The 19,183-nt window shown below is 36.0% G+C and carries 20 protein-coding genes; 7 read left to right on the top strand and 13 right to left on the bottom strand.

Annotation, left to right across the window (positions count from 1 at the left end; genetic code table 11):
* From AACY93_RS06210 to AACY93_RS06180, 7 genes are all read right to left on the bottom strand, one after another.
* Entirely contained in the window at window positions 1-1,374 is a 1,374-nt protein-coding gene (locus AACY93_RS06210) for a DUF1800 domain-containing protein (RefSeq protein WP_287005734.1), read from the bottom strand.
* A gap of 113 nt (window positions 1,375-1,487) precedes the next feature.
* A complete protein-coding gene (locus AACY93_RS06205; protein WP_286853008.1) occupies window positions 1,488-3,923 on the bottom strand; it encodes an FG-GAP-like repeat-containing protein in 2,436 nt (811 codons plus the stop codon).
* A 12-nt stretch (window positions 3,924-3,935) separates the two neighbouring features.
* The gene (locus AACY93_RS06200; RefSeq protein ID WP_007647086.1) at window positions 3,936-5,045 is read right to left on the bottom strand and encodes a hypothetical protein; all 1,110 of its coding nucleotides are present in this window, start codon (window positions 5,043-5,045) and stop codon (window positions 3,936-3,938) included.
* Window positions 5,046-5,178: 133 nt separating this feature from the next.
* Window positions 5,179-6,168 (bottom strand): aspartate-semialdehyde dehydrogenase, encoded by a 990-nt coding sequence (locus AACY93_RS06195; protein ID WP_007647087.1) that lies wholly within the window; start codon window positions 6,166-6,168, stop codon window positions 5,179-5,181.
* Window positions 6,169-6,283: 115 nt separating this feature from the next.
* Entirely contained in the window at window positions 6,284-6,688 is a 405-nt protein-coding gene (mscL, locus tag AACY93_RS06190) for a large-conductance mechanosensitive channel protein MscL (RefSeq protein ID WP_286853009.1), read from the bottom strand.
* A 62-nt stretch (window positions 6,689-6,750) separates the two neighbouring features.
* Window positions 6,751-7,857 carry an alanine racemase gene (gene alr / locus AACY93_RS06185; RefSeq protein ID WP_286853010.1) on the bottom strand — a complete coding sequence of 369 codons (1,107 nt, stop codon included), beginning with the start codon at window positions 7,855-7,857 and terminating at the stop codon, window positions 6,751-6,753.
* Between the two features lies 1 nt (window position 7,858).
* The gene (locus AACY93_RS06180; RefSeq protein ID WP_007647094.1) at window positions 7,859-8,497 is read right to left on the bottom strand and encodes a thymidine kinase; all 639 of its coding nucleotides are present in this window, start codon (window positions 8,495-8,497) and stop codon (window positions 7,859-7,861) included.
* A 103-nt stretch (window positions 8,498-8,600) separates the two neighbouring features.
* Between AACY93_RS06180 and AACY93_RS06175 the strand changes: the two genes are divergently transcribed.
* Genes AACY93_RS06175 through AACY93_RS06165 form a run of 3 tightly spaced genes read left to right on the top strand, consistent with a single transcriptional unit; the run spans window position 8,601 to window position 10,642 of the window.
* Window positions 8,601-9,341, top strand: a complete 741-nt coding sequence (locus AACY93_RS06175; protein ID WP_007647096.1) for a hypothetical protein — start codon at window positions 8,601-8,603, stop codon at window positions 9,339-9,341.
* A 24-nt stretch (window positions 9,342-9,365) separates the two neighbouring features.
* Window positions 9,366-10,037 carry a 16S rRNA (cytidine(1402)-2'-O)-methyltransferase gene (gene rsmI, locus AACY93_RS06170; protein WP_286853011.1) on the top strand — a complete coding sequence of 224 codons (672 nt, stop codon included), beginning with the start codon at window positions 9,366-9,368 and terminating at the stop codon, window positions 10,035-10,037.
* Between the two features lie 23 nt (window positions 10,038-10,060).
* Window positions 10,061-10,642 (top strand): uracil-DNA glycosylase family protein, encoded by a 582-nt coding sequence (locus tag AACY93_RS06165; RefSeq protein WP_286853012.1) that lies wholly within the window; start codon window positions 10,061-10,063, stop codon window positions 10,640-10,642.
* A 101-nt stretch (window positions 10,643-10,743) separates the two neighbouring features.
* Here AACY93_RS06165 and AACY93_RS06160 read toward each other — a convergent pair whose 3' ends face one another.
* The gene (locus AACY93_RS06160; RefSeq protein WP_286853013.1) at window positions 10,744-11,352 is read right to left on the bottom strand and encodes a carboxymuconolactone decarboxylase family protein; all 609 of its coding nucleotides are present in this window, start codon (window positions 11,350-11,352) and stop codon (window positions 10,744-10,746) included.
* A 153-nt stretch (window positions 11,353-11,505) separates the two neighbouring features.
* On the opposite strand from AACY93_RS06160, the gene AACY93_RS06155 reads away from it, so the two are divergent.
* The 3 genes from AACY93_RS06155 to AACY93_RS06145 all read left to right on the top strand — a co-directional run bounded on the left by AACY93_RS06155 (window position 11,506) and on the right by AACY93_RS06145 (window position 15,013).
* Window positions 11,506-11,937, top strand: a complete 432-nt coding sequence (locus tag AACY93_RS06155; protein WP_007647104.1) for an OsmC family protein — start codon at window positions 11,506-11,508, stop codon at window positions 11,935-11,937.
* An 89-nt stretch (window positions 11,938-12,026) separates the two neighbouring features.
* Window positions 12,027-13,718 carry a single-stranded-DNA-specific exonuclease RecJ gene (gene recJ / locus AACY93_RS06150; RefSeq protein ID WP_286853014.1) on the top strand — a complete coding sequence of 564 codons (1,692 nt, stop codon included), beginning with the start codon at window positions 12,027-12,029 and terminating at the stop codon, window positions 13,716-13,718.
* 26 nt (window positions 13,719-13,744) lie between these two features.
* Window positions 13,745-15,013: an MFS transporter gene (locus AACY93_RS06145; RefSeq protein WP_286853015.1), complete on the top strand. Its 1,269-nt coding sequence runs from the start codon at window positions 13,745-13,747 to the stop codon at window positions 15,011-15,013.
* A 2-nt stretch (window positions 15,014-15,015) separates the two neighbouring features.
* Here AACY93_RS06145 and AACY93_RS06140 read toward each other — a convergent pair whose 3' ends face one another.
* The gene (locus tag AACY93_RS06140; RefSeq protein ID WP_286853016.1) at window positions 15,016-15,768 is read right to left on the bottom strand and encodes a UDP-2,3-diacylglucosamine diphosphatase; all 753 of its coding nucleotides are present in this window, start codon (window positions 15,766-15,768) and stop codon (window positions 15,016-15,018) included.
* Window positions 15,769-15,847: 79 nt separating this feature from the next.
* Window positions 15,848-16,300 (bottom strand): 6-carboxytetrahydropterin synthase, encoded by a 453-nt coding sequence (locus AACY93_RS06135; RefSeq protein ID WP_007647112.1) that lies wholly within the window; start codon window positions 16,298-16,300, stop codon window positions 15,848-15,850.
* A 93-nt stretch (window positions 16,301-16,393) separates the two neighbouring features.
* On the opposite strand from AACY93_RS06135, the gene AACY93_RS06130 reads away from it, so the two are divergent.
* Window positions 16,394-17,035: a 2OG-Fe(II) oxygenase gene (locus AACY93_RS06130; protein WP_007647114.1), complete on the top strand. Its 642-nt coding sequence runs from the start codon at window positions 16,394-16,396 to the stop codon at window positions 17,033-17,035.
* A gap of 108 nt (window positions 17,036-17,143) precedes the next feature.
* Here AACY93_RS06130 and AACY93_RS06125 read toward each other — a convergent pair whose 3' ends face one another.
* Genes AACY93_RS06125 through AACY93_RS06115 form a run of 3 tightly spaced genes read right to left on the bottom strand, consistent with a single transcriptional unit; the run spans window position 17,144 to window position 19,175 of the window.
* Window positions 17,144-17,323: a hypothetical protein gene (locus tag AACY93_RS06125; protein WP_286853017.1), complete on the bottom strand. Its 180-nt coding sequence runs from the start codon at window positions 17,321-17,323 to the stop codon at window positions 17,144-17,146.
* A gap of 20 nt (window positions 17,324-17,343) precedes the next feature.
* Window positions 17,344-18,678, bottom strand: a complete 1,335-nt coding sequence (locus AACY93_RS06120; RefSeq protein ID WP_286853018.1) for an MATE family efflux transporter — start codon at window positions 18,676-18,678, stop codon at window positions 17,344-17,346.
* Complete coding sequence (locus tag AACY93_RS06115) at window positions 18,675-19,175, bottom strand: GNAT family N-acetyltransferase (RefSeq protein WP_286853019.1); 501 nt, start codon at window positions 19,173-19,175, stop codon at window positions 18,675-18,677. Before AACY93_RS06115 ends, AACY93_RS06120 begins: the two co-directional genes overlap by 4 nt.
* Between the last annotated feature and the right edge of the window lie 8 nt (window positions 19,176-19,183).

Below are 19,183 nucleotides of genomic sequence, written 5' to 3'. Positions count from 1 at the left end.
TTAACACATTTGATACTCTGGCAAAGACATTAGTTGTACGCAATAATCTTGCTTATTATTGATTCTTAAAGTTTCCAAATAATTTAACGTGCCCTTATTTATAGGACATTGCAACAGGTATTGTGCCAAATCCTTAGTTGAAACCTGTTGATAGTTGGAATTAAAAACACGCCAATTTGAAGTGGTTTTAAAAAAGTTATTTGCTACCTTTTCTTTGGTGTATGTTTGAAAAGAATCGTAAAACTCACCTTTTTTGTTATTGGCAATTGTTGCATTGGAGAGCAACATGGATGGTAGTTTCAATCGCAGCATCAAGGTATTGCTGTCTATCCAACTTTTCCCTCCTTTCCAACCTGCCACATTTGGAGGGAAAAATAATATTTGACCTAACATTCTTTCTACTGCAACCAGCTGTTTGGTATCCTTAAAAGATAAGGGAATGGTATTGGAAATTCCAGCAATCAACTCGATAGGGGATTTTATTTTATTGCCAATATGCTTTGGATTGTAAAACCAATCCTGAGCGAACATATACCTCAATACCGTTTCAATATTGTAGTCTGGATAGAATACTTGGGTCATTTCCTTAAGGTGTTCCTTATTTAAGGCATCATTAACAAAATACCGATACAGTTTTTTACAAATAAATTCTGCACAGGCCTCTTGTTCTAAAATAATATCTATGATGTCGTCTCCTTCATAGCGTCCTGCCTTTCCAAAAACATACTTAAATTGGGTGTTGTGATGGTTTTCGTTAAATACAAAATGGCCTTCAAAATCGTGATTATAACCTGTAAAAGCTTTGGCTGCTTCTTTAATATCCTCTTCAGTATAGTTCCCAACACCAAGAGTGAATAGTTCCATTAATTCCCTAGCAAAATTCTCGTTGGGTTTGTCATTTCTATTTTGTTTTAAATCTAAATATTCAATCATTGCAGGTTCCCTGGATATGGCTTTTACCAACTCTTTAAAACTGCCCAAAGCATGTTCACGGATGGTATTATGAAATTTTTGGACATACAGGATCATTCCATTCTGACATGCAAAATGGTTGCTCCAGAACAAAGTCATTTTTTCTTGTAAAACACTATGGGAGTTTAAGACTCTTTCAACCCATGCATGGTTTAATTCCTTAATCTTATTCCTGCTTTTTTCAATGTATTCCCGTTGTATTTTATCTGTTTTTTTAAACTGTTCTTGGGTAAGCGTGTCAAATTCATGGGTGTCAATCTTTAAAGGAAGAGTGTTTTGCGACTCATAAAACAACATATCTATAATATCTTCCCTACTTTTTGTTGAAAGAAATTCCAGCTCCTTTGGGTTAATACCAAATCCTGCCCTCCAATATAAATGTTTCATTTCCTTCTGTTCCATAAGTGGCTGTTCAAAAAATATTCACTCTTTAAAGTATATACGCAAAAACCTTTCCAAATAGTTTATAAAAAAAAAGCCACTATAAAAGTGGCTTTCCTTCTGTGGGTTAATATTTATTTTTTTATGAATTTTCTATTGATACTTTTGCCTTTTTCTTCCAATCTTAACACATAAAACCCACTTTGAAGCATGGAAACATCCAGCGTGTTGTTAAACAATTTAGAACTGAAAATTTTCTTTCCATTCACATCAAAAACAGTAGCCACTTTGTTTGAAATATCTACTGAAGATGTAAAGTTTAAAACATGCTGGGTTGGATTAGGATACATTACTAAATCTGAAAGTGTTTCGTCCTGAATGCTTAAAGACTGGCCTTCAACAATGGTATGTAATGTGTTGATGGAAGGGTTGAGAATATTATCGACCACACCTGATGGCCAATAAATTACCATGTTGTTGATAACTGTATCTGTACCTAGCCCAAAGTGTACGTTTAGGGAACTCATAAACTCAAAACCTTCTCCACTTCTTACATCTCTAATTTGTGTGCCAGAATCTGTGTGGATTTCTATTCTTGCCCCAATACCATTGTAATTACTTTGTACGCCTTGGGTACGAATCATGATGTAATTATTTCCATTGCCTCCATTGTTTTTGTATAAGTTGCCATTAAAAACATCCAAAAAGCCATCGCCATCCACATCTCCAATGGCTCCACTTGGTGGCATATCGGTTGTGACCACTGTAAACGAATTATCGCCATTGTTAAGGAGTATTCTGCCATTGGATAAAATATCCACATAACCATCGTTGTTAAAATCGCCAGGAGCATTTTCAATACCAAAAGGAGCACTGCCCACATTTGCTGTTGCAGTAGCATCTGTAAAAGTGCCATCTCCATTATTGATCATGTATTTATGGGACCCATCTGATGCTGAACTTGCGCCAACATACACATCCATATCGCCATCGTTATCAAAATCTGCCCAAGCAGAAGACCATGTTTGCACAGGATCGGCAAGGTTTGCAGCTGTTGCTACATTTACAAACACACCATTTCCGTCGTTTCTCCAAAGTTCGTTTATTTTATGAGTCACGTTACCACCACGACATTTGGCAATAAACATATCCACATCTCTATCGTTGTCATAATCAATCCAAACCGTTCCATAATTCCCACCATTTGGGTGCACTCCCAAACCATTAGGAACCGCTGTAGAAGGACCTTGATAAAAAGTTAATCCTCCACTGCCATTATTAATAAAATACACATTTGGTTGCACATCATGACACACAAAAGCGTCAAGATTTCCGTCGTTATTGATATCTACAAAGTTGGAGCGTTGTGAAAACACATACGAACTGGTATTGAAGGTTTGGGAATAAGCCGTTCCATCGGTATTTGCAGAAACAAAAGAAACGCCATTTCCTGCTGCATACAACAAGTCGTTATACCCATTTCCATCGATATCGCCTGCTGCAATACTCCAGGTAGGTCCATAGTTTGTTGGTGCAGAAAAATTAGACAAGGTAAAACCTCCAGCAATTTGATAATTGATATTTAAGTTTGAAGATGAGGCCGCAATCAAATCGTCCATGCTATCGTTGTTCATATCCACTACTGCATAGCTAGTACCACTCATGTTAATGGAATTATCCCTAATAAAAACAAAATCGCCAGGGTTTGGTGGTGCTTCATTGGTTGTAAAACTTATGGACACCCATTCACTATAACCGTCGGACAAACAATTTGCCCTCACATAAGCTTTATAAGCCGTATTGGGTGTTAAATTTGATACGCTATAAGGATTGTTTAAACTGGTTGCAGTTCCAGAAGTTGGAGGATTTGTTCCTGCCAGTTGCACAGCAACTTGCCAAGCTGTTTCTGTATCTCCAGGTAACCAACTAATATCTGCTGAATTATGGGTGATATTGGTTACATTTAAATTGGAAACTCCTATACAAGCTGGAGGAAGAACTGAAGTGATTGTAGGGGAAGAAAAACACATGCCCCAACCATAAGAACCATTGTCATTGTAATGGATTCGATATCGAAATCCTGCTAATTGCGTACTTGTAAAAGTTGCGATATTTAATTCAATACTTTCAAAATCACTAAAAGTTCCAGAGCAAAAATTCACATTTGGAGCATTAGGGGTATCAGTACCATATGGTGATCCCCAGTTTACCCATTCACTCGCATCAGCATCCCAATATTGTAAGGTAATGGTTTCTGATTGATATACATTTAACACGTAGGTGGAATAAACCCTTAAAACAGTTTCTCCAGCATTATAAGCGTTTGTTAAATTTATTGTTGGTGATTGTACGGCCACATTGTTAACAGAGCTGCTCCCACCCTGATCGTCATCAAAAGAAAAGGTTGATGAATTTGTTGTAGGGTTCCCTGTAAAGATTAAAGGATCTGAATCGAAAGAGCCTGCCAATGTCCAACTGGAATTGGGCCAGTTTGCAGGTTGATTCAATACTTGCGCTATGGTGTAATAACTACAACATAGCAAAGAAAATAATAGAATAATTTTTTTCATGTTCTTGGGTGTTTAATTGCATTGTATGGTTAAAGAGTTTATCCATTGTTGTATTAACTGGACTCCTTCTTGGTGTTTGAGTGTTCTTCCCAAAAGTGGCATTCTGGTTGATTCCTCAACAGAATTCATTCTGTAATATAAAACAGATCTATCAAAAGATCCTGGGTTTACAATGTGTGTTAATCCTGCTCCAACTATCTCTGTATCCGGTTCTACACAAATCCCCAAATTCTCAGGAATGGAGGTAGATTCAAAATCAAACCTAACAGGTCTGTAAGCACAATGTGCTTCTTCTGAGTGGCAATGAGCACAATTAATGTCTAAATAAGACCTGGCTCTTAGTTCTAAAGATTGCGTGGTATCGTCCCAACTTGGCAAGGATTCTATGGTATCTGGATATGACGCGTCCAAATAACCCATTTCTGCCCATTTTTGTAATTGATTTTTGGTTTCGTCTCCGTAATTAAAGAGTTTATTGATGTTTCTTGGTTTAGGACCAATAGGAATGGAAACATCACCTGTTTTATGACAGGTATGACATTCGGCTTCTGAAGGCACTCTAAAATTAACACTTTTAGTTTCACTATTTTCATCCCATTGCACAAAAACATCCCTTCCGTTTAAATCGAATATGGCATCGTCTTGTTCTTCGTTCCATATATATTCAGCAAAAATCCAGCCTTCAGCCTTTTTAATCATTAAACGGGTTTCTATTATTTTGGTATTGTAATCCGGAAGCACATTTTCATAATAAAAATTCTTTATTAAAACCGTTCCTATTGGAAAATTAAAAATGTCACCATCACTTACATAACTTGCGCTAACATTATCTGGCATCCAAAGAAATCTTTTTTTGTGTGCATAATCTGAAAAAAGAGGGGAAGTCAATTCGTATGGCACAACACCATAAACTGGGTTTAAGTTTTTTTGGTCGCCCTCAAAAAAGTTATATTCTGAAAGGGTTTGATAAGGCACATCATCTATGTTAAAATTAACAGGAGATGTAGGCTCTGGTTCAGGATTTTGGGTTGGGTTTGGGACATAATCATCGTCTGATGCGCAAGAAAAAAATCCCAAGCAAATAAGCAATACCGTTAAAACAGAAGCGTAATTTTTAATCATTTATCAATAAAATAGCGCGAAATATAAATAAAATACAATTATTTAGCAATAAAGATACTATAAGTCTATAGAAAATGACAAAAAAATATAGACTTAATGTTTAAAATTTCTCTCAAGAACAAGGTCTTGGCTGTTAAACCAATTGGTGTTTTACTAAATATTCGGCTATTTGGATGGTGTTAGTAGCAGCGCCTTTTCTAAGGTTATCGCTAACTATCCATAAATTTAAAGTGTTGGGCTGTGATTCGTCCCTTCTTATTCGACCTACAAACACATCGTCTTTTCCATGTGCATATATGGGCATTGGGTACATGTTGACATCTGTATTGTCTTGTACAACCACACCTGGAGTGTTGTCTAATATCTGACGAACATCTGTCAAATCAAAATCGGTTTCAAAAGCTACATTTACAGCTTCACTGTGTCCGCCAGATGTTGGAATACGCACAGCAGTTGCTGTTACGGAAATGGATTTATCGTCAAGAATTTTTTGCGTTTCCCTTACAAGTTTCATTTCCTCTTTAGTATAGCCATTCTCTTCAAACACATCGCAATGAGGCAACGCATTTTTGTGAATAGGATATGGGTAGGCCATTTCCCCTTTTATACCCGCAAGTTCGTTTTCCAGTTGTTTAATGGCTTTCACTCCTGTTCCTGAAATGGATTGATAGGTGGAAACCACAATACGCTTTATTTTATATTTTTTATGTAAGGGAGCCAAAGCCATAACCATTTGTATGGTAGAACAATTTGGGTTGGCAATTATTTTATCTGATTTTGTAAGCGACTTGGCATTAATTTCTGGAACAATCAATTTCTTGTTCAAATCCATACGCCAAGCAGACGAATTGTCTATAACCGTAGTCCCTATTTCGGCAAATTTTGGTGCCCACTCCAAAGAGGTTTCCCCTCCTGCAGAAAACAGGGCAATATCTGGTTTCATGGAAACAGCTGTTGCCAAAGAAACCACTTGATAATCTTTATCTTTAAAAGAAATTATTTTACCTACAGATTTTTCTGAAGCTACTGGAATTAATTCGGTTACCGGAAAATGTCTTTCCTTTAGCACCTTTAACATAACTTCCCCTACCATGCCTGTGACACCAACAACTGCTACTTTCATTTTATAACCTTTATATGAGGCAAATTTATAAATTAAATTAGCTTATGGCTCTAAAAAAAGCATAAAAAAACAGCTTCTTGTAAGGAAGCTGTTTTTAAAAATAATTCTATTAAAATTATTGTTTTTTCAACAAATCCCGAATCTGCAAAAGCAGTTCGTTGTCTGATGGTCCTGAAGGTGCTTCAGGAGCAGGCTCTTCTTTTTTCTTCATTCTGTTAACGGCTTTTACAACCATAAACATCACGAAAGCCACAATGATAAAATCAATAACATTTGTTAAAAATGTTCCATATTCCAAGTAAACTTCTCCTACCATTTCTCCTGCGTCGTTTAATGTACCATCTTGTAATTTGTATCTTAAATCTTTAAAATCTGCTTTGAATATCAACCCAATTAAAGGTGAAACAATTCCTCCAGTAAAAGTTGTCACTACTTCTTTAAAAGCAGCTCCCATGACAAAACCTACTGCAATGTCAACCAAATTGCCTTTCATGGCAAATTCCTTGAATTCTTTTAACATAATAAGTGTGTTTAATAGTTAGTGTAAGTGACTAAAGTAAATAAAAAAATCTAAAATTGAAATTATTTAATTAACAATCGTTTGATACGTTGTGAAATAGCTGTTAGTATTTCATAAGAAATAGTATTAGCCCGTTCTGCAAATTCTGAGGCATTTGGTTTTTTTCCAAACACGATCACCTCATCTCCTTCCTGACAATCTATATCTGTCACATTTACCATAATCATGTCCATACAAACGTTTCCTACAATATAAGCTGGTTTTCCATGAATGGTTACAAAGCCTTTGCCATTTCCATATTGCCTCCCTATTCCATCGGCATGACCTATGGGTATGGTTGCTGTTTTAATAAGGGAATCACTCTTAAAGGCTCTATTATAGCCTACCGTTTCTCCTTTTTCTATGGTATGGATTTGAGAGATAACCGATTTTAAAGTGGCTATAGGCGTAAAATGCTTATTTTCTATTTCAGAATTTCCAAACCCATACAAACCAATCCCACTTCGAACCATATCTAAATGAGCTTCTGGATAATTCAATATACCAGAGGTATTGCAAAGATGACGCATGGGTTTATAACCAACAGTTTCTATGAATTTTTTTGAAATGGATTGAAACGCTTTTATTTGATTTAAGGTAAACTCTCTCTCGTTTAAATCTTCACTCGCAGCCAAATGTGAGAATATTGATTTTACTTTTACAGATGAAGAAACTTTTAATTTATTGTAAATGGCTTCAATATCTACTTCATCAAAACCCAACCTATTAAGTCCTGTATTAAATTTTATGTGTATGGGATAATTTTGCTGTTTTTCTTCCAAAGCAGTTTCCAAAAAGCTGATAAGGCTTGTAAAATTGTACAAACTTGGCTCGAGGCATCTCGCTATTAGTATTTTGTAATTTACGGGTTGAGGATGCAATACAAGAATGGGTTTGGTAATTCCAGCATCTCTTAAGGCCACACCTTCACTGGTGTAAGCTACTGCAAAATAATCCACTTGTAAGTCTTGTAAATAATTGGCTATTTCCTTTGCTTCACTTCCGTACGCATAAGCTTTTACAACAGCCAAAAACTTTGTGTCTTTGGAAATTTTCGATTTAAGGTATTGAAAATTATGCTTAAGCGCATTCAAATCTATTTCTAGAACCGTTTCTTGTGTTTTTGGCATGCTATTCATCAGGTTTTGGGGAAATTTCTTCAGCATCATGCACCTTCATGTTTCTTACTTTGTCACGCATCATGGCTTTATAATAAGCAGCGCGACTTAATGGCTCGTACTCATCAACCTCACCTAACATCACCAAATTATCATTTTTGGATTTTCTAAAACTATATTGGGCCAAATTTCCGGTTCTTGTACAAATGGCATGTACCTTAGTAACATATTCGGCCGTTGCCATAAGATTTGGCATGGGCCCAAACGGATTGCCTTTAAAATCCATATCCAATCCAGCAACAATTACACGAACACCTTTATTGGCCAAATCGTTACAAACACGTACAATCTCGTCATCAAAAAACTGAGCCTCATCAATACCAACCACATCACAACCATCGGCCAGAATAGGAATATTGGCAGCAGCAGGAACTGGTGTGGAACGAATTTCGTTGGCATCGTGAGATACAACCATATCTTCGTCGTAACGCACATCTATGGCTGGTTTAAAAATCTCCACTTTTTGCCTGGCAAACTGTGCACGTTTCAGTCTGCGAATCAATTCTTCGGTCTTTCCAGAGAACATGGAACCACAGATCACTTCTATCCAACCAAATTGTTCTTTATGATTTACTGTATTTTCGAGAAACATTTTGTAATTTTAACACTAAAACAAAGCGATATTTCGTTTTGTATAAAGGTGGCGTAAATTTATTAAAAATCAAAAGCATAAAATAGATTAAATTTTAAAAGTTATGAAGAAGAAACTTGAAGCCGAATTAATGAGCATAGCCCATAGAATTCTTAAGTTAAAAGGCAAGGACGACATAGATAAAATGCACAAAGAGGTTGCTGCTCTTTATGAAAAATTAACCGTTTTAAAGTTTGCCAAAGAAAATTTTGAAAAAGACCTGCCAACCATAGGTAGCGATTCTTCGTTTTTTGGAATGTTGGATGTGGCTTTTAACAATAAAGTGAGTGATAACATAGAGATTGAAGACAAAACCTATGTCAATCTAGACGAGAGCGAGCATGATGATATTATGGAACCTGCCATTGAAAAAATAAAAGACATGGTTGCGCAAATGCCTCAAGAGGCACAACATATAGATGCTATTTTTGAAAAAGCCGTTCCCAAAAAACAATATCATAAAAACGATCTTGAAGAAATAACAGCTGGTTTTAACGAAATGCCGGAATTTGAACCTGTAACAAACGGAAACAATAAAGATCTTGCAAAAAAATCTTTAAATGACAAGCTTAAAAGTGGTGGTTTGCACATAGGCTTAAACGACAAATTGGCCTTTATAAAACACTTGTTTAATGGAGAAGCTGCCGATTACGATAGGGTTCTTTCCCAACTTAACACCACAACATCCTTTAAAGAAGCCGAAAACCTCATCCAAAACGTAGTAAAACCAGACTATAACAACTGGAAAGACAAAGAGGAGTTTGAAACACGTTTTATGGAAATTCTTGAAAGCAAGTTTAATTAGACTCCCATTTAATTGGGACTTATTATGAGCAAACTCTATATTGTACCTACTCCTATTGGAAATTTAAAAGACATGACTTTTAGAGCCATTGAGGTTTTAAAAGAAGTGGATTTAATCCTAGCTGAAGACACACGTACTTCTGGGAAATTATTAAAACATTTTGATATTGCCACACCTTCGCAATCGCATCACATGCACAACGAGCACAAAACAGTTGATGGGCTTATCCAGAAATTAAAAAGTGGTATGCGTATGGCTTTAATTAGTGATGCTGGAACACCTGCCATTTCAGATCCAGGGTTTTTGCTCACCAGAGCCTGTATTGAAAACAATATAGAGGTGGATTGCCTTCCTGGTGCTACTGCTTTTGTACCTGCTTTGGTGAATTCTGGCTTTCCAAACGATAAATTTGTATTTGAAGGTTTCTTGCCAGTAAAAAAAGGCAGGCAAACCAGATTGTTACTTTTAGCAGAAGAAACCCGAACCATTATTTTTTATGAAAGTCCACATAAACTCATTAAAACACTCACTCACTTTTGTGAATATTTTGGTGAAGACAGACCTGTTTCCGTCTCTCGCGAACTCACCAAACTTTATGAAGAAACCATAAGGGGAACAGCTAAAGAAGTGCTTGAACATTATAGCAACAAACCGCCAAAAGGTGAGATTGTGATAATTGTTGGAGGAAAACCTTGAAAGGGTAATTAATTATTACCTTCATGATAAAAGTGAAGAATCTGTTAAAAGATATCAGACAATGTACCATTTGCGAAGCCCATTTGCCTCTTGACCCAAGACCTATTGTGTCTGCCCACAAAGATTCTAAAATAGTTATAATTGGTCAAGCTCCAGGATTAAAAGTTCATACAACTGGAATTCCTTGGGACGATCCAAGTGGAAAACAATTAAGAAAATGGCTTGATGTAACTGACGAGTTGTTTTACGACGAAACTAAAATTGCCTTAGTTCCTATGGGGTTTTGTTATCCTGGAAAAGGAAAGTCTGGCGATTTACCACCAAGACCAGAATGTGCGCCACAATGGCATCAAAAATTATTGGACCAAATGCCTAATTTGCAATTGGTTATTCTTATTGGTATGTACTCCCAAAAATATTATTTAAAAGAGAAAGCCAAGCGAACCTTAACCGAAACAGTTGCCGAATACAAAACCTATTTACCAAACTATTTCCCTTTACCACATCCAAGTCCCAGAAACCGGTTTTGGCTAACTAAAAATCCTTGGTTTGAGAAGGAGGTTATTCCTGAGTTGCAGGAAAAAGTCAGTCAGATATTGAAATAATAATGTTTCATAGTAAGGTAGTTCATACCATTTTTAAAACAAACGGTAACAAATTATAAACAAAAACGGCTATTCAAGTCTAAGATACCTACTATCTGCGATTAAACACTGGAAACCTCTAATGCATGTTTCCCTGTTTCCCAACCATGTTTTCCCAAATATTTATTGCCACTTTCCACAGCTCCTTCTTCGATAGACGTTCCCATGGAATCATTCCAACGGTTCAGATAGCCAAAGAGGGAAATAACGCCTAACATTTCAACAATTTCACCTTCATTCCAATGTTCATATAACCGAGATTTAATGGTTTCATCAACAGCATTTGGCACTTGACTTGCAGCCAAGCTAAAGTCTAAAGCTGCACGTTCGGCTTCGCTAAAAGCTGGATGCGTTCGGTATTCCCAAATATTGTCCAACTGTTCCTGTTCTGCACCATAACGCTCTGCTGCTCGAATCGCGTGAGCCTGACAATACCTGCAACCTGTTGCATTGCTGGAAACCCAAGCTATCATACGCTTTAAAGCCGAAGTCACTCTGCCTTCATTTGCCATAACGGCTTTATTCAAATTAATAAAAGCTTTAGAAATAGCTGGTCTTCGCTGCATGGTTAAAACCGAATTGGGACAAAACCCAAGCGTTTCATTAAAGAATTCTGCCAATTCCTTGGTTTCCAAATCGTGTTCTGCTGATAATGGTGTTACTAATGGCATAGTCTAAATTTTATTGGTATTTTTGATTAAATATAGTGTCTAAAGTTATAAGTGCCTAAAATACAAAAAGCGATTTTGGTTTTTTTATCATTTTTAACTGGATGCACCTTAGTGTTACCGCACTTCAAAAATTCATAACTTAAATCTGTAACTATGATAAATAAAGTAACAACCCATTGGAAAGGCAACATGCAATTTGAATCGGATAATCCAAACGGTAAAACAGTATTAATGGACACAAGTCCAGAACATGGAGGGCATAATTCCGGTTTAAGCCCAAAAGCCATGATGCTTTCAGCTCTTGCAGGTTGCTCTGGTTTGGATGTGGTATCCATTTTAGACAAAATGAAAGTAACAATTTCCGATTTTAGAATGGATACCTATGGCGAATTAACCGAAGAACACCCAAAATATTATCACACAGTTTCAGTGGAATACCATTTTTATGGCGAGAAACTGGATGAAAACAAAATTAAAAAAGCAGTGGATTTATCCATTGAAAAATATTGTGGTGTCATGGACATGTTCCGCAAGTTTGCAACGGTAAAAACTTCCATTCATTTTCATAATTCTTTGACTGTTTAAAGAGTCCTAGAGCACTTAAAGTTTTTTAATCCTCGAAACAATTTATAACTTTAATACACTTTAAATACTTATAAACTTGAAACTTTCCCATGCGTTGGACATTAAAACCAAAACCCGAAGCTGAAAAGTTAGCTGCTTTACAAAAAGCATTGCAGGTAGATGAAGTTGTTGCCACACTTTTATTACAACGTGGCATTGAAACTTATGATGATGCTAAAACATTTTTTAGACCAAGTTTAGAGCATTTGCACGATCCCTTTTTAATGAAAGACATGGATAAAGCAGTTTTACGTGTGGAACAAGCTTTGGCAAACCATGAAAACATTCTTGTTTTTGGCGATTATGATGTAGACGGAACCTCTTCGGTAGCCTTAATGTCAACCTACCTTAAAACACGTACAGAACAAGTTGCCACGTATATTCCTGATAGATACGATGAAGGTTATGGTGTGTCCATAAAAGGTATTGATTTTGCAGACGATAACGATTTTTCTTTAATTATCGCTTTAGATTGTGGTGTCAAAGCCATCGACAAAGTGGCTTATGCCAAAAAAAAAGGGATTGACTTTATAATTTGCGACCATCATAGACCAGGAAAAGACCTTCCAGATGCCATTGCTGTGTTAGATCCAAAACGTGACGATTGTAACTATCCGTTTAAGGAACTTTGTGGTTGTGGTGTAGGTTTTAAACTCATCCAAGCTTTGGCTCTAAATGAAGGAAAACCTATTGAAGCTTTAACCGAATATTTGGATTTGGTTGCCACAGCCATAGGAGCAGATATTGTACCAATTATAGGAGAAAACAGAGTGTTGGCTTATTTTGGTTTGCAAGTAATCAACACCAACCCTAGACCAGGAATTAAAGCCATTATCAATCAAGTAAAAAAAGAAGAACTAACCATTACAGATGTGGTTTTTATAATCGCTCCCAGAATCAATGCAGCTGGACGCATGAAACATGGTAATTATGCTGTGGCATTGTTAAGCGAAACCAATTTTGATTTAGCTGAAACTTATGCAGAAGAAATAGAAGCTTTCAATACAGACAGACGGGAAGCAGACCAACGCATTACAGATGAAGCACTTCTACAAATTGAAAAAAACCAAGAACACGAAGGGTTTACAACCGTTGTATATCATGAAACTTGGCACAAAGGCGTTATTGGCATTGTAGCTTCCAGACTAATAGAAACCTACTACAGACCAACCTTGGTGTTTACAAAAAGTGGTGATAAATTAGCGGCTTCTGCACGTTCGGTTTCTGGGTTCGATGTCTATAATGCATTAGAGGCTTGTAGTGAACATATTGAGCAGTTTGGAGGTCATAAATATGCAGCTGGATTAACACTTAAGGAAGAAAATTACGAAGCTTTTAAACAAGCTTTTGAAGATGAAGTCTCGCGAACTATTGATAAACACTTGCTAGTTCCAGAAGTTAAAGTGGATTTAAAAATAGAATTACACCAAGTAACAAATAAATTAATGCGCATTATGCACCAATTTGCTCCTTTTGGCCCAGGAAACATGACGCCAATTTTTATGACTGAAAACCTAAAGGATACAGGTTATGGCAAATGTGTTGGCGAAGATGAAAAACACTTACGTATGACTGTAACGCAAACAGGAAATGAAAAGTTTGTCTGTATTGGTTTTAATCTTGGTGACAAATTTAACCTGATTAAGTATCAAAAAACCTTTAAAGCTGTTTATTCCATTGAGGAAAACCATTGGCAAGGCAACAGGTCACTACAATTAAAATTAAGGGATATTAGAGAATAATATTTCTATATTCGCAGGAAATTTATATGTCGAAAAAAGATCCTTACGCAGCTTTACGAATTAAAGAATTCAACATTTTTTTATTGTTGCGATTTGCTTTGGTATTCGCTTGGTCCATGCAGTTTATTGTTATAGAATGGCAAGTGTATAGTTTAACCAAAGACCCATTGTCCCTTGGGATTATTGGACTTATGGAAATTATTCCAGCCTTGTCCATGGCTTTGTTTGCTGGACATATTGTGGACCAAAAAGAAAAACGGAATTTATTAGCGCTCTGTATTGCTTTGTTTTCCTTAATAAGCTTAGGCTTGTTTTTATTGACTTGGCCTAAAATTGTACAGGATTGGTCTACAAATACCATTTTGTATTGCATTTATGCTTTGGTGTTTTTTGGAGGTTTTTTACGCTCCTTTTTTGGGCCAACTATATTTTCTTTAATTGCGTTAATTGTACCTAAGAAAATTTACCCAAATGCAGCTACTTGGAGCAGTTCTACTTGGCAAATGGCTTCAGTTTTAGGACCAGCAACTGCTGGTGTTTTAATAAGTGCCATTGGTGTGCATTGGTCTTTGTGCTTTGTATTTGGTTTGGTCATGTTTTCCTTACTCGTTTTAACTCAAATTAAAAAGAAACCTATTTTAAACCCAAAAATTGGCGAACCTGTTATGCAGAGTTTAAAAGAAGGGGTTAAGTTTGTGTTTAAAACCAAGGCTATTTTAGGAGCCATTACCTTGGATATGGTGGCTGTTCTCTTTGGAGGTGCAGTGGCTTTACTCCCTATTTTTGCCCAAGATATTTTAAAAGTTGGCAGTGAAGGTTTTGGTGTGTTACGTGCTGCTCCTGCTGTAGGTGCTTTTTTAACCATGTTGGCAACGGCATATCTGCCAATTAGCAAAAATGCAGGCATGAAGTTACTTGGAGCCATTTTTGGATTTGGCGTTTGTATTATTGTGTTTGGATTATCATCTGTTTTTTGGATTTCGATGGTGGCATTATTTTTTAGTGGTGTTACAGATGGTGTTTCCATGGTTATTAGACAAACCATTTTACAGATTAAAACACCAGATCATATGAGAGGTCGTGTGTCTTCGGTAAACTCTATGTTTGTTGGGTCTTCCAACGAGCTTGGTGCTTTTGAAAGTGGTGTAACGGCCAAACTTATGGGAACTGTTACTGCTGTGGTTTTTGGTGGAACCATGACACTACTTACAGTTATTACTACGGGAATAGTGTCTCCTTCGTTTAGAAAATTAGATTTGAGAAAGGATATAGAGGAACACGAAAAAGATGATTGATCTTAATACTCCTTCAACTCCAAAGTTTCCCCATCAAAAACACCATAAGTATAATAACTTATCCAATCGCCAAGATTGATGTATTTAGAGGTTTCGTTTAAAGCTATGTTTAAAGGCAAATGCCTGTGTCCAAACACATAATAATCCCTGTGTTTTTCTTCTTGTTTTTTCTTGCAGTATTGTACCAACCACTCGTTTTCTTCGCCTAAAAACTTGGCGTCTTCATCACCTGAAATCAGTTTATTTTTTACAGACATGTATTGAGCCAACTTCACGCCTAAATCTGGGTGCAACCAACGGAATAACCATTTACTAAATGGGTTGGTAAACACTTTTTTCATGCGCTTGTAGCCTTTGTCTCCAGGACCTAAACCATCTCCATGGCCAATTAAAAAAATCTTATTGTTAAATGTAAATTCTTTGGGCTGGTGATACACAGGAATATTGAGTTCTGCTTCAAAATAGCCATTCATCCAAAGATCATGGTTACCAACAAAATAATAAATAGGAATTCCCGAATCGCTTATCTCTGCAAGTTTTCCAAGGGTTCTGGTAAATCCTTTTGGGACAACGGTTTTGTATTCAAACCAAAAATCGAACAAATCGCCCATTAAAAAAATAGCTGCAGCATCTTGTTTTATCTCGTCCAACCAAGCTACAAATTTCCTTTCCCGAGGACGAGATTGCTCTTGTGTTGGAGCTCCTAGATGGTTATCTGAAGCGAAATAGATTTTTTTTCCTTTGGGAATTTGCATAAAGTAAATATATAAAAATTAGCCACGAATTCACGAATGACAATTTGTAAGCTCGTTTCACTGATTATTGAAACTAAATTTAGTTGTCACTCGCATACCATTCAGCAAAGCTGGTTTCTGTTTCTTGAAGTTTCAAGGAATGCAATACAATATGACTAGGTAATTGACTTTTAATTTTTTCAGCAAAATCAATTACCATCATTTCACTGGTTGGTTGGTAATCTACCAAAAGCACATTGTGACCTCTATGTTCCAGCTCTTTTGCCAACTCCACATGAGGTGTGTTTTTGTTAAAAACCGTTGCGTGGTCAAAGACATCTACAATTTCGTTTTTTACTATTTTTTTTAGGTCTCCAAAATCAATCACCATCCCATACTTTACATGATTGGTATCTGAAATTGGATGACCAATAACCGTTACAGAGAGTTTGTAACTATGTCCATGCACATTTTTACATTTCCCATCGTAACCATACAAGGCATGGCCAGTTTCAAAAGTAAACTGTTTTGTAATTCTAATTTTGCTGCTCATTGGGCTTAAATTTTCAATGCAAAGATAATCGTTTTGTGAAACCAATCTGTTTTTAGACTACATTTGCGCGCTTTATAAAAACGAAGTAACCCTATGAATCAGCTTTTTGAAGAAATTGCTTTTGCCGAAAACCCTCAATACGAACGTATTATAGAAGATCTTTTGGCTCAGCAATATAGTATTGTTGAAGATTTTTTTACTGCTGAAGATGTCTCCATTTTAAGGCAGTCTTTAGTTGAAAAACATGAAGAAGATGCCTTTAAAAAAGCGGCTATTGGTAATCGTGTGAACGAAATTATTGTTAAATCCATTCGTGGAGATGTAATTTTATGGATGGATGAGCTACAAGCCAATGAAGCCGAGATGTTATTTTTCAATAAGATCAATAATTTAGTGAATTACCTAAATAAGACCTGTTTCCTAGGCATTTTGCACAAAGAATTTCATTATGCATTGTATCCAGAAGGTACTTATTATAAGAGACATTTAGATACGTTTCAAAACGACGACAGAAGAAAATTATCGTTTGTCTGTTATTTAAACGAAGAAGGTTGGTTGCCAGAAAATGGTGGCGAACTCGTTTTATATTTAGACGAAAACGGGAAAGAAACCGAAAAAGTTATCTATCCGTTTCCTGGACGCGTGGTTATTTTTGAAAGCCAAATTATAGAACACGAAGTAAAACCTGTAAATAAAGAGCGCATGAGCATTACAGGTTGGTTAAAAACCCGATAGGTTACCGGTTCTTTCTTCGGTTATACACATAAATAATTATGAGTATGATTGCCAATACCAGAAACAATCCGTTTCCACTTAAAAAATTTAAAAATTCCATAATATTAATTATTCGTCGTTATTTGCTCTGTTTTTGTTGTATCTAAAAATAGCATAAGCAATGATAACCAGCGTTACAAAAGGTAGCAAGCTTCCTATAAAAACACCTATTTCATAAGAGCTGTCTGGTGCTTCTTTTATTTTTTCGTTGATATCAATTTCCTGAAGTAAGCTAATGATAGAAAACATCTTTAATTTTTTTGCTAAAGTTAATGCTTTTGTGAAAGTGGTAAAAACTCTTTTCTAAATTTAATTATCAATGGAAAACCTCTAGCCATGATCCAGCAAGTAAATGCTATAAAAATGGCATAGAGTTTTAAATCTAAAGAATCCAACCAAAACAAAATAGGAACAAATACAAAAAAGGTTGAAAACAACAAGAGATTTCGTAAGTCTTTCATTTTGCCAAGCCCTTTAAACATCCCATCAAAAATAAAAGCAATGGCACAAAAGGGCTGCATGGCTAGTACCATCCAAAATATGTTGTAAAATTCTTTTAAAACCTCTGGCTCTTTAGTAAAAACGGTTCCTATAAAATAATAAAACAAGCTTCCCAAGAGAGCCAAAAACACACCTAAATAAACCCCATACCTAATCAACTTGTTGCTTAATGTTATTAATTTGCCATACTCTTTTCCCCCTAAAAGTTTTCCGGACAAAATATTTCCAGCACTGGCATAGCCATCAATAATAAAAGCACCAAGAAACCATAAATTTATGGCAATGGTATAAGCAGCAATATATTGTTTGCCATAACTGGTAGAAAATGCACTGGCAAAATAAAGCGTGACGTTTAAGGCTAACGTTCTTACAAACAAATTAAATATCATAACCGTAAAACGTTTTATTTCCTTATTAAATGGCAACATCAGTTTTAAAGAAATGGGCGTTTTTTTAAGTAAGTAATAGGCAGACAAAGCTGCCATTAGCACTTGTGCAACAAGGCTTGCATAAGCTGCTCCTTGTATGTGCATGGCAGGAACATACCCTTTGATTCCATATACCAAAACCACATCTAGCACTATGTTTGATGCTGCCCCAACTATAGCAATTATCATAGGATAATAGGTGTTTTGCAATCCTCTAAAAGTCCCAAATACTGCAATGGTAAACAAGGTAAATGGAAAACCAAACACTCTTATTTGATAATACGCAACACTATAATCCAAAATAAGATTTGAAGCATTATAAAGTTTGAAAATTTGCTCCGCAAATGGATAGCTTACCAATATAATTAATATACTAATGGACGTGATAATAAAAATAGCCTGAGCTGGTAAGTTTTTAACCTTATCCAGATTATTTGCACCAACGTATTGTGACACTATGGATGAAATAGCGCTTCTGGTTTGTCCAAAAACCCAAATAAGCATGGATATGAACGCTCCAACAATTCCAACTGCTGCTAAAGATTCTGTGGCATTGATATCCACATTTCCAACAATAGCTGTATCGGTTAACGATAAAATAGGTTCAGACACTCCAGCTATCAAAGCTGGAATGGCTAGTTTGTTTATGTGCTTAAAGCTAATGTTAGTGCTCACAGTATAAGTTCGTAACAGTGAAAAGGATGTTCACTTTGGTTTGGGAAATAAATATCTTCCAACTGTTTGTAATTGCGAAGTTCGTAAAATTTTTGATTTCGTTTGTTTTGAGAAAAGGTATCCAATCTTATGGAATTTGCCTGGTTTTGTCTGGCTAAAGTTTCGGCAAAATCCATAAGTTTCTTTGCATACCCTTTACCTTGATGCTCTGGGAGAACTGCCAACCTGTGAATGTATATGTTATTCTTATTGGGTGTTAGCCAAGTTACAGGAAGGTATTCTTTATCCATATAAGTTGAAACAACCACACAACCTATAATTTTAGACGGGTTTTCAATAACATACAATTCGTTTCTTGAAACGTCGTTTTTAAAAGTAGAAAAATCTGGATAGTGCGCATTCCATTGAAAAATGCCTTGACCTACCATAAAAGCAGCGCATGCCTTTGTTATTTTTAAAATGTCATCAATATCTTTATAAGTAGCTTTCCGAATCATTTTTAATG

Origin of the sequence: uncultured Xanthomarina sp. (assembly GCF_963971605.1) — a bacterium.
Taxonomy (GTDB): domain Bacteria; phylum Bacteroidota; class Bacteroidia; order Flavobacteriales; family Flavobacteriaceae; genus Xanthomarina; species Xanthomarina gelatinilytica.
Note: the sequence above shows the minus strand (reverse complement) of the source record. Positions and strands in the feature narration are given on the sequence as shown.